The following is a 13,413-nucleotide window of genomic DNA, read 5'->3' as shown; positions in this document are numbered from 1 at the left end:
GCCCTCTGCCGGCTCTACCGGCGTGTCACCGGGTCATGCGTGTTCCGCGATCAGGCCTCGGAACCGGCCTTGCGGCGGCGTACGACGAACATCGCGCCGGCGCCGAGCGCCACGGCCGCGCCGCCCGCGAGGGCGAACATCGGCATCGGGGACGAGGCGCCGGTCTCGGCGAGGCTGCCGGTCACGGCCGGGGCCGTGTTCGCGGCCGGCTTCTCGCTCGGGACGGGGGCCTTGCCACCCTCCTGCGGCTTGGTGTTGTCCGTGGGGGTGCCGGCCTTGACGATCTCGAACGAGTACGCGACGTCGGCGAAGCCGAAGCAGTCCTCGTCACCGATGTAGAGACCGGCGCCGAGGGTGAAGGCGGCGCCGGCCGGCGCGTCGGCCTTCACGTTGATCCGCATCGGGATGTCGACCTCGTAGCCCGGCTTGATCTCGTCGGACTGACCGACGTAGCCGACGACGTTGCCGTCCGGGTCGACGAGGTCTTCCCAGTTCTTGGTCTCCTCGTTGAACGCCTGGAGCGTCACGTGACGCGACTTGAGGAGCTCGGAGCCGTCCTTGTCGAAGGACGCGCCCGCGAAGTAGTCGACCTGCGTGACCGTCGTGTCGGACGAGTTGTAGACGTTCAGGCTGAACTCGCGCCAGCCGCTGCCTGCCGCGATCTTGCCCGGCAGGCCCTTGACCGCGAGCTCCAGGTCGGAGGACTCGCAGATGGGCGGCTCCTCACCGTCGTCGGGGTCGGTCGGGTCCTCGTCCTCGGGGTCCGTGGAGGGGTCCGTCTGGGGGTCCTCCTCGCCCGGGTCCGTCTCCGGGTCCGTCTCCGGGTCGGTCGCGGGGTCCGTGACCGGGTCGGTCTCCGGGTCCGTCGCCGGGTCCGTCTCCGGGTCGGTCGCGGGGTCGGTCACCGGGTCGGTCTCCGGGTCCGTCGCGGGGTCCGTGGCCGGGTCGGTCTCCGGGTCCGTCGCGGGGTCGGTCTCCGGGTCCGTGGCCGGGTCGGTGGCCGGGTCGGTCGCGGGGTCCGTGGCCGGGTCCGTCTCCGGGTCCGTGGCCGGGTCGGTCGCGGGGTCGGTCTCCGGGTCCGCGCCGGGGTCGGTCGCCTGGCCCGGGTCGGTCTGCGTGGTGGAGGTGGGGTCACCGTCGGCGTGCGCTGCCGGCGCGGCCAGGAACGCGGCGGGAGCTATGACGGCCGTCGCGGCCGCGATGGCCATGGCACGGCGAAGCTTCATGTAGACCTCAGAAAGTCTGGCGTACCGCATGGTCAGCGGTACGAGATGTGAGGGCCGCCGGGGCTTGGGGATGCACAGGTGGCCGTTGGTTCGCATGGATGACCTGTGACCGGCGTAAAGGGTTGCCCAAAAGCTCACGCGTTTCTTATGTGGTGTGCGTCACACCCGTCGCGGACGGTGGGCGCGTGGTCCGTTCCCGCCACGCGAAGAACCCCGCGGAGGGGGGGCGGTTTCTAGGGATCGTCGCAACACGTGGTCGGTTGTGTTAGGCGGCGAGTAGTTTATGCAGGTGCTCGGCTGGGGTTTCCCAGCCGAGCGTTTTGCGTGGGCGTCCGTTGAGTTCAGCGGCGACGGCGTCGAGGTCCTCACGGGTGTGGCCTGACAGGTCGGTGCCTTTTGGGAAGTACTGCCGCAGCAGGCCGTTGGTGTTCTCGTTCGATCCGCGCTGCCAGGGGCTGGCGGGGTCGCAGAAGTAGACCGGGACGTCGGTAGCGAGGCTGAAGGCGTGGTGGGCGGCCATTTCTGAGCCCTGGTCCCAGGTCAGCGAGCGCGTCAGATGGGTCGGCAGGGCCTTCACCGTCCTGACCAGGGCGTCGCGCATGTGTTCCGCGCTGCGGCCGTCGGGCAGGTGCACCAACATCACGTAGCGGGTGGCGCGTTCGACGAGGGTGCCGATCGCGGAGCCGCTGTCCTTCCCGATGATGAGGTCGCCTTCCCAGTGGCCGGGCACCGCCCGGTCCTCCGCCTCGGCCGGCCGTTCGCTGATCATGACCATCGGGTGGCTGAAGCGCGGTTGCCGGCTGGCTGCCTGCCGCTGAGGTCTGCGGCGGGCGCGGCCCGAGCGCAGAGCACGGGTCACCTCACGCCGCAGTTCACCGCGGCCCTGGACGTAGAGAGCCTGGTAGACGGTCTCGTGAACCACGTGCATCTCCGGCCGGTCGGGGAACTGTGCACGGAGAGCGTTGCAGATCTGCTCCGGGCTCCACCGAAGGGCCAGACGCTGTTGGATGAAGTCCCGTAGCTCGATGTTCGTTGCGATCTTGCCCGCTTTGGGGCGGAGTCGTCGCGCGTCGGCCCGGGCCTGGGCGGCGTGGGGACGGTAGTGCCACTGCCCCCGGGGGTCCGTGGTGCGATTGCGGCGGATCTCCCGGCTGACCGTGGACGGGCTTCGGCCCAGCTCGGCGGCCATCTGCCGGACGGTGGCCTTCTCTCGCAGTCGGTCGGCGATGTGGATGCGCTCGTCATCGCGCAGATAGCGGCCCGACGACGCGAGAACGGGCGCCCGCTCGGACTGAGCGGGCGCCCGGAACCTGTTCGGATCCGTCCGGCCGTTGCGCCACTCGCGGCCGGTCCGTTCATTGACGCCCACCAACTGGGACGCCTCTTTGTTGCTGTAGCCCTGTCGCACGAGCCGGAAGTATTCCTCCCGCTCCCGCCGCAGCTTCATCGGACCGTGAGCCTTACGGACCTTGCGGATCTCGAAGTCCATCGCATCCCCTGGGCTGGGGTGTTGCGACAACCACTAGAACCCAAGGGGAATCCGCGGGGCTCCGGCCGCCGGCACCGGCGTCAGGGCAGCGCCGGTGCGAGCGGGGGCGGCGCCGGGGGGTGCGCCGCTGGTTCGTGTACGGGAGCGCGCCAGGAGTGCGCCCCCGGGGCGACGGCCCGTGACAGCGGCCGTCGGGAAGCGGGGGGCCGTCTTCGCATCGTGGAGGACGGGCCGCGAACCGCGCAACAGTCTCGACGGCATCACCGGGGCGGCCGGGGGATCGGCGGGGCACGGCCGGCCGGTTCCGGGCGTCCCCGGAACCGGCCGCATCGGGTGACCGGGCTGCTGTCCCCTGCCGACCGGTCACACGCGCCGGGACGAGGTCCCACGGCGTACGAGAGGTACGCCGCACGCCCCGGCGGAGCCACGCGTGGTGCTCCACCTGCGTGCCGCCCCTGGCTGGCGCGGACACCGGTACCAACGAACCCGCACCTCGCCCGGTCACGCGCCGTACGGGTGAGGACGCGCCCGAACTCGCATCCGCCCCGGACGCGCATCCGCCCGGACGCGGCCTCAGACGCGGCCGCGGCACAGCTCCAGCATCGTCATCGCGAGCGCCGTGCCGGGCTTGCCCAGGGCGTCCCTGTAGTGGGCCAGGACCTCCAGCTCGCGCGACAGGTTCACCCGGCGCCCGCCGGAGGTGATGCGGGCCTCCTGGATGACGGCCGACACGGCCATCCGTTCCTGGATCAGACCGATGATCCTGTCGTCGAGCGAGTCGATGCGCTCCCGGGCGTTGCCGATCAGGCCCGCGGCCTCGTCGGTGCGGGCGCCGGTCTTCTCCGTGAGGGCGGGGGCGGGGGCGGTGGTGGTGGCGGTGCTCATGTCCGTATCTCCTGGTGTAGGGGTACGGCTCCCCGGAGCGGCCGGGCCCGGAAACGACAGAACGCCCCGGGCCTGTTCGGCCCGGGGCGCCTGTGAAGTCGCTTGTCAGTAGCTCAAGCAGCTCGACCATGGCACCGGTCGGACCGGGTGCCATAGGTAAAGAGGAAGCTCAGCTGCTCGTGCATGCGGCCAGTATGCCCACGGCCACCCGGCCGTCGCCGCCGGGGTTCGTATGGTGAGACGAAGCGAATGCCGGGTCCCCGTTAGAATTGACAGTCCCGACACCCTTCACCGCCGGAAGGCCGCCCCGTGCCAGCAGTGCCCCCCGCCGCCCCCGACGCCGTCCTCGTTGTCGACTTCGGCGCGCAGTACGCCCAGCTCATCGCCCGCCGCGTCCGTGAGGCCCGCGTCTACAGCGAGATCGTCCCCAGCACCATGCCGGTGGCGGAGATGCTGGCCAAGAACCCGAAGGCGATCATCCTCTCCGGCGGCCCGTCCTCCGTGTACGCCGAGGGCGCCCCGACCCTCGACCGTGAGATCTTCGAGGCCGGTGTCCCCGTCTTCGGCATGTGCTACGGCTTCCAGCTGATGGCCACCACGCTCGGCGGCTCCGTCGACGACAACGGCGCGCGCGAGTACGGACGTACCCCCCTGTCCGTCTCCAAGGCCGGCTCCACGCTCTTCGAGGGCACCCCCACCGAGCAGTCGGTGTGGATGTCGCACGGCGACGCCTGCTCCGCCGCGCCCGAGGGCTTCACCGTCACCGCCTCCACGGACGTCGTGCCGGTCGCCGCCTTCGAGAACGACGAGAAGAAGCTGTACGGCGTGCAGTACCACCCCGAGGTGATGCACTCCACGCACGGCCAGCAGGTCCTGGAGCACTTCCTCTACCGGGGCGCCGGCATCGAGCCGGCGTGGACGACGCACAACGTCGTCGAGGAGCAGATCGCCTCGATCCGAGCGCAGGTCGGCACCAAGCGCGCCATCTGCGGCCTGTCCGGCGGCGTGGACTCCGCCGTCGCCGCCGCGCTCGTGCAGAAGGCCATCGGTGACCAGCTGACCTGCGTGTACGTCGACCACGGCCTGATGCGCAAGGGCGAGACCGAGCAGGTCGAGAAGGACTTCGTCGCGGCCACCGGCGTCCAGCTGAAGGTCGTCGACGCCCAGGAGCGCTTCCTGAACGCGCTGGCCGGGGTCTCCGACCCCGAGGAGAAGCGGAAGATCATCGGCCGCGAGTTCATCCGCGTCTTCGAGCAGGCCCAGGCGGAGATCGTCGCCGAGGCCGGCGCGGAGGGCGAGGACGTCGCGTTCCTCGTGCAGGGCACGCTCTACCCGGACGTCGTCGAGTCCGGCGGCGGCACCGGCACCGCGAACATCAAGTCGCACCACAACGTGGGCGGCCTGCCCGACGACATCGAGTTCGAGCTCGTCGAGCCGCTGCGCCAGCTGTTCAAGGACGAGGTCCGGATGGTCGGCCAGGAGCTCGGCCTCCCCGAGGAGATCGTCCAGCGCCAGCCGTTCCCCGGCCCCGGCCTCGGCATCCGCATCGTCGGCGAGGTCACCAAGGAGCGCCTCGACCTGCTGCGCGACGCCGACGCGATCGCCCGCGAGGAGCTGACGGCCGCCGGTCTCGACCGCGACATCTGGCAGTGCCCCGTCGTGCTGCTCGCGGACGTACGGTCCGTGGGCGTCCAGGGCGACGGCCGGACGTACGGCCACCCGATCGTGCTGCGCCCCGTCTCCTCCGAGGACGCGATGACGGCGGACTGGACCCGGATGCCGTACGACGTACTGGCGAAGATCTCGACCCGCATCACCAACGAGGTGGCGGACGTCAACCGCGTGGTCCTCGACGTGACGAGCAAGCCGCCGGGCACGATCGAGTGGGAGTGACCCCCGCTCAGTAGGTTCATGGTCAACGCCGATGCCGTCGCTCATACGTCTGGGCGGCGGCATCGTCGTACCCGCTCGGTACGCCGGCCGCAGGCCCCCGCCCGCGCGCGACAAGCGGCGGCCCCCCTGGTCACCTGCCGTACCGCACGGTAGCTTCCGCCCCATGACGTCCGAGACACCCGCGCCCGTCCCGACACCCGTACCCGTCGAGCAGCTGCACTTCGCGATGCCGCCGACCCACGCGACCGCCGCCGACGAGCGCCGGTACCGCAAGGAACGGCTGGCCGGGGCGCTCAGGCTGTTCGGGCGGTACGGGTACGAGGAAGGCGTCTCCGGGCACATCACCGCGCGCGACCCCGAGTACGCGGACTGCTTCTGGGTCAACCCCTTCGGGCTCGCCTTCGCCGACATGACCGTCGGCGACCTGATCCTCGTCAACGGCGACGGGCAGGTCGTCGAGGGCCGCCGCCACGTCAACCAGGCGGCCTTCCTCGTCCACGCGCAGGTGCACCGGGCCAGGCCGGACGTCGTGGCCGTCGCGCACACCCACTCCCTCCACGGCCGCGCGCTGTCCGCCCTGGGCGAGCTGCTCGACCCGATCACCCAGGAGTCCTGCGCCTTCTACGAGGACCACGCCCTGTACGACGCGTACACCGGGGTGGCCGTCGACGAGGAGGAGGGGCGGTGGATCGCGGGCGCGCTGGGACCGCGCAAGGCCGTGATCCTGCGCAACCACGGGCTGCTGACCGTGGGGGACTCGGTGGACGCGGCGGCTTGGTGGTTCATCGCGATGGAGCGCTGCTGCCAGGTCCAGCTCGCCGCGCGGGCGGCCGGAAGGCCCGTACTGATCGACCACAAGGACGCCGTCGACACGCGTGACCAGCTGGGCGGCGACCTCGTCGCGTGGATCAACCACCAGCCGCTGTGGGACCGGATCAGCCGCACCGAGCCGGAGCTGTTCGCATAGCCCCTTACGGGTGAAGCGCAGACCCGTCTCCGTACGGCAGAATTCCGGTGTGCCGGCGGGAAGTTCCCTTCGGCGGTTCGAGAGGGCGGCAACTTCCGTGGCTGTGCAAGAGGCACGACAGAGCGCGCACAGTGGCGGTTGTACGTGCGGAGACTGTCCGCACGGCGCCCGCGAGGGCCACCGGCGCGCGGTGGCCGCGTTCCTCGCCAAGCGCGACGGACTCGCCGCGGGCGACGGGCTGCCCGCCGCCGTGGCGCACTCCGCCGGCGCCTCGCGCCAGTGGGTGTCGGACGAGCTGACGCAGTCGGCCCGCGCGGTGGCCGAGCGCAGCCGGGAGGCGGGCGAGGCGTGGCTGGCCATGGTGTGGCGCACCACGCTGTTCGTGGTGTGGGGCGGCGTCGTCGTGCTGATGCTCGCCGAGGCGTTCACCGCCATCGGGACCGGCTGGACCACGGCCCGCACGGCGGGGCTCGTCGCCGCGTTCGTCACCGCCGCGCTGCTGACCGGAGCGGCGCGCGCGCACCGGGCGCGCGGTGGCCTCCTCGCGCCCCTCATCGGTGAGGACAACCGGCTGTCGACCTCGCGCGCCGTCGCGGCGGGCTGGGTGCTGCTCGTGGTCTTCGCCGTGCTGGTGATCGCGATCCAGCTGGCCGCCGCGTCCGACCACGCCGACCGCGACGCGCTCATCGCCGGACTCGAACTGGCCCGCGGCCTCGGCATGCTGACCGTCCTCGCGCTGACCTGCGCCGTCGCCGTCGTCGTACGCCATGTGGTGACCGTGCGCGTGCTGTCCCAGCGCCTCCAGAAGGTCCGGGCCGACCGCCCCCGCGCCGCCGACCTCCTCACCGACGACGCGGGCCGGGGCAGCTTCGCCGATGTGCAGTACGTGCTGGTCAGCGCGGTCGCGGTGGTCTTCGCGGCGGTACGGCTCGCCCGGCGGCCCGAGCAACTGCCCGATCTGCCCTGGGGGCTCGCGCTGCTGGTCGTGGTGTCGGCGGCGACGTACTTCGCGGCCAAGTTCGCCGAGGGCGGCCGTCCGGTGGTGCTCTCGGTCGTACGGGCCAGGGAGGCGGGCGACCTGGACGCGCCCATCCGCACCGGCGACGACATCGAGATCCGCGGCGCGGGGTTCGTCCCGCCGGGCGCGGGGACTCCCGACCGGCTGGCCCGGATGGTCGTACGGATCGGGACGGTCCACGTCCATGTGCCGCTGATCCCGGTGCCCGGCGGCTTCGCCAACCCGACCGACACGGCGCTGACCGTGCCCGTGCCGGTGGAGGTCGAACCGGGGCGCGTCGACGTGCGGGTGGTGACGGCGGCGGGCGTGGAGACCGACCGGGTGACGATCGACGTCACCGACTGACCGGCCCTCGTGACCTGCCGTTTGAGCCGGATCACCGCTGCGTACGTATCCCTTTCCGAGGGGCGCGGGGACAATCGTGCCCGCGCCGCACGGCGCTGACGCTTCGGAGAGGCGGGACCAGGCGATGAGTCACGGGCATCGGGCCGGCGGCAACGGCAGCACGACGGGCAGAGGCACGGGTGCGGGCCCCGGCGAGGGGCCGTACGCGGAAGGCGGCCCGCGGGCGACGGCCCGCCGCTACGCGCTCCTGCCCCTGCGGATCTTCCTGGGCGTCACCTTCGTCTACGCCGGGCTCGACAAGCTGACCGACAGCGGGTTCATGGCGGCGAGCGGCACCGGGTCGATCGGCGAGATGATGCGCGGCGTACGCGACAGCTCGGCCGTTCCCGCCCTCGTCGACCTCGCGCTCAAGAACCCCGAGGGCTTCGGCTACGCCATCGCCTGCGGTGAAATCGCCGTCGGCATCGGCACCCTGATCGGCCTGCTCGCCCGTCTCGCCGCGCTCGGCGGAGCGCTGATCTCGCTGAGCCTGTGGCTGACGGTGAGCTGGGCGTCCGACCCGTACTACTACGGGAACGACCTGGTCTACCTCATGGCCTGGCTGCCGCTGGTGCTCGCCGGGGCCGCGTACCTGTCCGTCGACGCCGCCCTCGCGGCGCGCCGCCGCACGCCGTAGGCGATCCAGCTCGCCGTCCCGGCGAGCAGCAGCCCGGCGAAGACGACCGGGAGCGCCAGGTAGGACGGAACGCGCCAGGCGCCCGCCGCGTCCGCGAGGTACGCGGCCGCCGTGCCCACCACGGTCAGGCCGCTGATCAGCCTGCCCGGCCGGAATCCGTGCCGGAGGCGCGGCGGGCGCGCCCCGCGGTCGCTGCCACCGCTCGGCGTGTCACTTCTCCGCACGGGTCACCTCCACCTGTCCGACACCGACTTCGAGGTCGAGCCGCAGGGTCCCGGCGGGCTTGGCGGGCTTCACGGGCTTCTCGGGCTTCCCTGGCTCGGGCGGTTTCGGCGGCGCCGACGGCTGCGGCGGCTCCGGCGGTTCGAGCGGCGCCGGCGGCGTCGGGGGCTTCAGCGTCTCGGTGCGGAAGTGGTCCGCCCGCACGTCGAAGTCCTGCCGCCGCTCCCCGGGCAACTGGACGTCGCCGAACCCCACGTTCATGCGCAGCTCCACCGTCACGTCCTTCGGTACGACGACCTTGAGCTGCCCGGCCCCGACCTCCGCCCGGGTCTCCACCGACCCGTCCGCCGGAATCCGCACACCGCTGAGGTCGAGGGTGCCCACGCCGGAGCCGAGTTCGTACCGGGGCCGCACGTCGGAGGCCGTGGCCGGCTGCCAGGTCGTGCGCATCCAGTCCGTGGAGATCTGCTTGGGCAGCGCGGAGGCGCCGGTGAGGAGCACCGCCGTGATGACGGCGAGCAGGACCGTGCCGACGCCGGTACGGCCCAGGAACGCGCTGACCAGGATGCCGAGCCCGAAGACGGCGAGCGCGCAGGACAGGCCGATCTGGAGGCTCGTGCCCAGCGGCTGCGCGTCCCACGACAGGCTGGTGCCGAGCCCGCCGGCGAGCACCGCCAGCGAGAACACCCGCCCGCCGATGCCGCGCGGCCCGCGCGAGGCGGGCTCGCGCGGCTGCTGCGGGCGCGGGCCGTAGACGGGCGCCGCGCCCCGCGCCCGGGCCGGCGGCTCGTCCGCGACCGCGCTCTCGGGCCCCCACAGGTAGCCGGTGCCGACCGGTCCCGTCGTGCCGTCCTTGACGATGGGGTCGCGCCACCAGGAGGGCGCGCCGGGCACGGGCGGCGCCTTGGTCTCGGGCGGCGCGACGGCCGCCGCCTGCGCGGTCACCGGGTCGGCCGGGCCCGTCGCGGGGTCGGCGAGGCGGCGGCGCTGGGACCAGTAGGTGGCGCCGGTCAGGGCGACCGAGAGCAGCACCGCGAAGCCGAGGACGGTGCCGTTGTTCAGCATGGAGAGGAACAGTCCGCAGCCGACGAGCGCGAAGAGGACGGCGATCAGGGTGGCGCCGTCGACGCGGCCCGTCAGCAGCCGGCGGGCCTCGTTCTCGTCCTCGCCGTCGAGCGGGACGAAGAGCCACGCGAAGCCGTAGAAGATCAGGCCGAGACCGCCGGTGACGGCGAGTACGCCCAGACCGATCCGGAAGATCACCGGGTCGAGGTCGTAGTGCCGGCCGAGCCCGCCGCAGACGCCGCCCACCAGCTTCTGGCGCCTGCTGCGGCGCAGTGGCGGCTGCTCGGTCGGATCGTCCGAGGCGCCCGGCGGGGCGGCAGCGGCGTACGGCTGTGTCATACGTCCATGGTGGGGGGCGCACCGGCGCGGCGGCACCCGTCCCGACCCTGGACGAACCCTGATTTCGCCCCCGAGCCGGGCGGCGGGCTCCGGACCCTCGCGGGCGAGGCGGTCCGCCGGGTCCGGCCGCGGACCCGGCCGGCAGTCAGGGGGATCTGGGGGGCCGACCCTGATGCCCGCCCCCGCCCGTACGTGTGACGATCGGGGCATGCCAGTCGCCACGCCCCGCCGAGCCGCGAACCCCCGCGCCCCCGAGCCCGAGGAGCCGCAGCCGCGCAAGCTCTACCGCAGCGCCGAGGGGCGCATGCTCGGAGGCGTCGCGCGCGGGCTCGCGGGCCATCTCGGCCTGCCGGTCGTCTGGGTGCGGATCGTGTTCGTGGCGCTCTTCCTCTCGGACGGCCTGGGCGCGCTGCTGTACGCCGCCTTCTGGTTCGTGGTGCCGCTCGGCGTCGGCGGCGTCGACGCGCCGCGCTCCGCGTTCGAGACCACGCCCGACGGCCGCCGCAGACTCCGCAAGCCCGACAAGGGCCAGGTCTTCGCGCTCTTCGCGCTGCTCGTCGGCGCCGGCACCTTCGTCACCAACGTCGAGTTCGGCGGCCAGGCCGGGCGGTACCTGTGGCCCGCCCTGCTGATCGGCCTCGGCGTCGTCCTCGTATGGCGCCAGGCCGACAACGCGCGTCGCGCCCACTGGACGGAGACCGGCAGCCGCCGCCGGATGCTGCAACTCGCGCGCGGCATGGCGGGCGTGGCGCTGGTCGGCATGGGGCTCACCGCGTTCCTGGTGGTCCGTGGATCCGCCGCCCAGCTCGGCAACGTCCTGACGGCGGCGCTCGCGGTCGTCACCGGCATAGCGCTCCTCGCGGGTCCGTGGCTGGTCCGGATGACCCAGGACCTCTCCGAGGAACGCCTGATGCGCATCCGGGCGCAGGAGCGCGCCGAGGTCGCGGCCCATGTGCACGACTCGGTGCTGCACACCCTGACGCTGATCCAGCGCAACGCCGAGGACCCCGGAGAGGTACGGCGCCTCGCCCGCGCCCAGGAGCGGGAACTGCGCAACTGGCTCTACAAACCGGAGGGCAACGGCAAGGAGGAGTCCGAGGAGCCCGGCACCCTGGCCGAGGCGGTCAAGCGGGCGGCGGCGGAGGTCGAGGACAAGCACGGCGTACCGCTGGAGGTCGTGGTCGTCGGCGACTGCCCGCTCGACGACAAACTCGTCGCACAGATGCAGGCCGCGCGCGAGGCGATGGTGAACGCCGCCAAGTACGGTGGCGAGGGCGGGGCGGTGCAGGTGTACGCGGAGGTCGAGGGCCGGACGGTCTTCGTCTCGGTACGGGACCGGGGGCCGGGGTTCGATCCGGACGCGGTGCCAGCCGACCGGATGGGCGTACGAGAATCGATCATCGGCCGTATGCAGCGCAACGGCGGCACGGCGAGGCTGCGTTCCGCGCCCGACGGGGGCACGGAGGTCGAGCTTGAGATGGAGAGGGCGGCGGACGCATGACCGAGACCGAGGCAACGCGGGACCGGCGGGCACGGGTGGTGCTGGTGGACGACCACCGGATGTTCCGCACCGGAGTGCAGGCGGAGATCGGGCAGACCGACACGACCGGCGTCGAGGTGGTCGGTGAGGCCGCCGACGTCGACCAGGCGGTCACGGTCATCACGGCGACCCGCCCCGAGGTGGTCCTGCTCGACGTGCACCTGCCGGGCGGCGGCGGCGTCGAGGTCCTGCGCCGGTGCGCGCCGCTGATGGGGGCGGTGGAGAACCCGGTGCGGTTCCTGGCGCTGTCGGTGTCCGACGCGGCGGAGGACGTGATCGGGGTGATCAGGGGCGGCGCGCGCGGGTACGTCACGAAGACGATCACGGGTACGGACCTGGTCGACTCGATCTTCCGGGTGCAGGACGGCGACGCGGTCTTCTCGCCCCGGCTCGCCGGCTTCGTCCTGGACGCCTTCGCGTCGACGGACGCGCCGCCGGTCGACGAGGACCTGGACCGGCTCACGCAGCGGGAGCGGGAGGTCCTGCGGCTGATCGCGCGGGGCTACGCGTACAAGGAGATCGCGAAGCAGCTCTTCATCTCGGTGAAGACGGTCGAGTCGCACGTCTCGGCGGTGCTCAGGAAGCTCCAGCTGTCCAACCGCCACGAGCTGACCCGCTGGGCGACGGCCCGCCGGCTGGTCTGAGGCGGGGCCCGGGCTGCTTCCCGGGGCGACGGGTTTCCGTCGCCCCGCGCAGGCTTACGCCCTCGCCCCGGCCAGGGTCTCCCGGGCGTCCATCAGCGCGAAGCCGAGCAGGTTGAGCCCCCGCCAGGTGGTGGGTGAGGCGGCGCAGGCGTCGTCGGCCGCGAGGCCGATGCCCCAGACGCGGTCGAGCGGGCTGGCCTCCACCAGAACGCGCTCGCGCGTCCCCAGGAGGTATGTGCGCAGATCCTGGTGCTGGCCGAACTTCGCGATGCTGCCCCGCACGACGATCCCGTAGCGGTGCTCGCGCCAGGTCCTTTCGTCGAAACCGGTGATCCGGCGGCCCAGCGATTTCGCCTCGGCGGGATGACCGGCGGCGAGGATCCGCGCGGCGGAATCGGGGTCGTCGAAGAGCCACGCCTTGTGGGCCATCATGTAGTGCTCGGCGGAGCGGTAGGTGTGACCGTCCTCCGTGAACTCGACGGGCCACCACTGGCTGAGACAGCCGGGGCCGGCGGCGGAGCCGGGCGTCGGCCGGTGACCCCAGAAGTAGAGGTAGCGCAGGCGCGCGCCGCCGGAGTGCTCGGCGACGACGGCCTCCTCGACGGACGTGGGGAGGGGCGCACGGTGGTGGTCGTTCGGCATGGGCGCACGGTCGCACACCGCGCGGGCCCGCCTCAAGGCAATTGACCGCAGGCGAACGCGGGACGCGGGGGGATCCGGGACGCGCTGGATGCGGGACGCCTGGCGCCGAACGCCTGGTGCCGGACGCGGGGCGCGGGGGATGCGGGACGCGCGGGATACGGGACGCCTGGCGCCGGACGCCGGCTGCGACGCCGGGCGCCTGCTGCGACGCCGGACGCCTGCTGCGACGCCGGACGCGGGTGCTGGACGCCCGATGCTCGCGAGTGCCGCAAGGCCGAGCGCCTGCTGCGAGCCGGACGCGGGTGCCGGACGCCCGACGCCTGCGAGTGTCGCGAGGCCGGACGCCTGCTGTCGGCCGCCGGGCGGCGATGTGACGTGCGCCGGAAACGAACCGGGGGGGGGGGGCGGGGGGGCGGGGCGCCCCCCCCGCCCTGGCGCCGGGGGGAGTTTAAAAAAAAACAG

Annotated in this window: 12 protein-coding genes; 6 read left to right on the top strand and 6 right to left on the bottom strand. The window is 72.8% G+C overall.

Annotated elements, in window-relative coordinates:
• Window positions 1-50 precede the first annotated feature (50 nt).
• From ACWGH0_RS14885 to ACWGH0_RS14875, 3 genes are all read right to left on the bottom strand, one after another.
• The gene (locus ACWGH0_RS14885) at window positions 51-1,322 is read right to left on the bottom strand and encodes an LAETG motif-containing sortase-dependent surface protein (protein WP_453404561.1); all 1,272 of its coding nucleotides are present in this window, start codon (window positions 1,320-1,322) and stop codon (window positions 51-53) included.
• 169 nt (window positions 1,323-1,491) lie between these two features.
• Window positions 1,492-2,673 carry an IS30 family transposase gene (locus ACWGH0_RS14880; RefSeq protein WP_453404624.1) on the bottom strand — a complete coding sequence of 394 codons (1,182 nt, stop codon included), beginning with the start codon at window positions 2,671-2,673 and terminating at the stop codon, window positions 1,492-1,494.
• A gap of 615 nt (window positions 2,674-3,288) precedes the next feature.
• Window positions 3,289-3,600, bottom strand: coding sequence for a chorismate mutase (locus ACWGH0_RS14875; protein WP_453404560.1), 312 nt, complete (start codon window positions 3,598-3,600; stop codon window positions 3,289-3,291).
• A 309-nt stretch (window positions 3,601-3,909) separates the two neighbouring features.
• Between ACWGH0_RS14875 and guaA the strand changes: the two genes are divergently transcribed.
• The 4 genes from guaA to ACWGH0_RS14855 all read left to right on the top strand — a co-directional run bounded on the left by guaA (window position 3,910) and on the right by ACWGH0_RS14855 (window position 8,499).
• Entirely contained in the window at window positions 3,910-5,493 is a 1,584-nt protein-coding gene (guaA, locus tag ACWGH0_RS14870; protein WP_453404559.1) for a glutamine-hydrolyzing GMP synthase, read from the top strand.
• A gap of 163 nt (window positions 5,494-5,656) precedes the next feature.
• Window positions 5,657-6,460 (top strand): class II aldolase/adducin family protein, encoded by an 804-nt coding sequence (locus tag ACWGH0_RS14865; RefSeq protein ID WP_453404558.1) that lies wholly within the window; start codon window positions 5,657-5,659, stop codon window positions 6,458-6,460.
• A gap of 97 nt (window positions 6,461-6,557) precedes the next feature.
• Window positions 6,558-7,823, top strand: coding sequence for a hypothetical protein (locus tag ACWGH0_RS14860; RefSeq protein ID WP_453404557.1), 1,266 nt, complete (start codon window positions 6,558-6,560; stop codon window positions 7,821-7,823).
• 124 nt (window positions 7,824-7,947) lie between these two features.
• Window positions 7,948-8,499 (top strand): DoxX family protein, encoded by a 552-nt coding sequence (locus tag ACWGH0_RS14855; RefSeq protein WP_453404556.1) that lies wholly within the window; start codon window positions 7,948-7,950, stop codon window positions 8,497-8,499.
• On the opposite strand, the gene ACWGH0_RS14850 is transcribed toward ACWGH0_RS14855, so the two are convergent.
• Both ACWGH0_RS14850 and ACWGH0_RS14845 read right to left on the bottom strand, forming a co-directional pair.
• Window positions 8,409-8,723, bottom strand: a complete 315-nt coding sequence (locus ACWGH0_RS14850) for a hypothetical protein (RefSeq protein WP_453404555.1) — start codon at window positions 8,721-8,723, stop codon at window positions 8,409-8,411. The two genes, ACWGH0_RS14855 and ACWGH0_RS14850, sit on opposite strands and share 91 nt — an antisense overlap.
• Window positions 8,710-10,125: a PspC domain-containing protein gene (locus ACWGH0_RS14845; protein ID WP_453404554.1), complete on the bottom strand. Its 1,416-nt coding sequence runs from the start codon at window positions 10,123-10,125 to the stop codon at window positions 8,710-8,712. The genes ACWGH0_RS14850 and ACWGH0_RS14845 overlap by 14 nt, the downstream gene beginning before the upstream one ends.
• Before the next feature lie 208 nt (window positions 10,126-10,333).
• On the opposite strand from ACWGH0_RS14845, the gene ACWGH0_RS14840 reads away from it, so the two are divergent.
• Both ACWGH0_RS14840 and ACWGH0_RS14835 read left to right on the top strand, forming a co-directional pair.
• A complete protein-coding gene (locus ACWGH0_RS14840; protein WP_453404553.1) occupies window positions 10,334-11,626 on the top strand; it encodes a PspC domain-containing protein in 1,293 nt (430 codons plus the stop codon).
• Window positions 11,623-12,309, top strand: a complete 687-nt coding sequence (locus ACWGH0_RS14835; RefSeq protein ID WP_453404552.1) for a LuxR C-terminal-related transcriptional regulator — start codon at window positions 11,623-11,625, stop codon at window positions 12,307-12,309. Before ACWGH0_RS14840 ends, ACWGH0_RS14835 begins: the two co-directional genes overlap by 4 nt.
• Window positions 12,310-12,363: 54 nt before the next feature.
• Here ACWGH0_RS14835 and ACWGH0_RS14830 read toward each other — a convergent pair whose 3' ends face one another.
• On the bottom strand, window positions 12,364-12,951 hold the full coding sequence (locus ACWGH0_RS14830; protein WP_453404551.1) for an NADAR family protein: 588 nt from the start codon (window positions 12,949-12,951) through the stop codon (window positions 12,364-12,366).
• Window positions 12,952-13,413 lie beyond the last annotated feature (462 nt).

The sequence above is a fragment of the Streptomyces sp. NPDC054887 genome (genome assembly GCF_053610585.1).
Note: the sequence above shows the minus strand (reverse complement) of the source record. Positions and strands in the feature narration are given on the sequence as shown.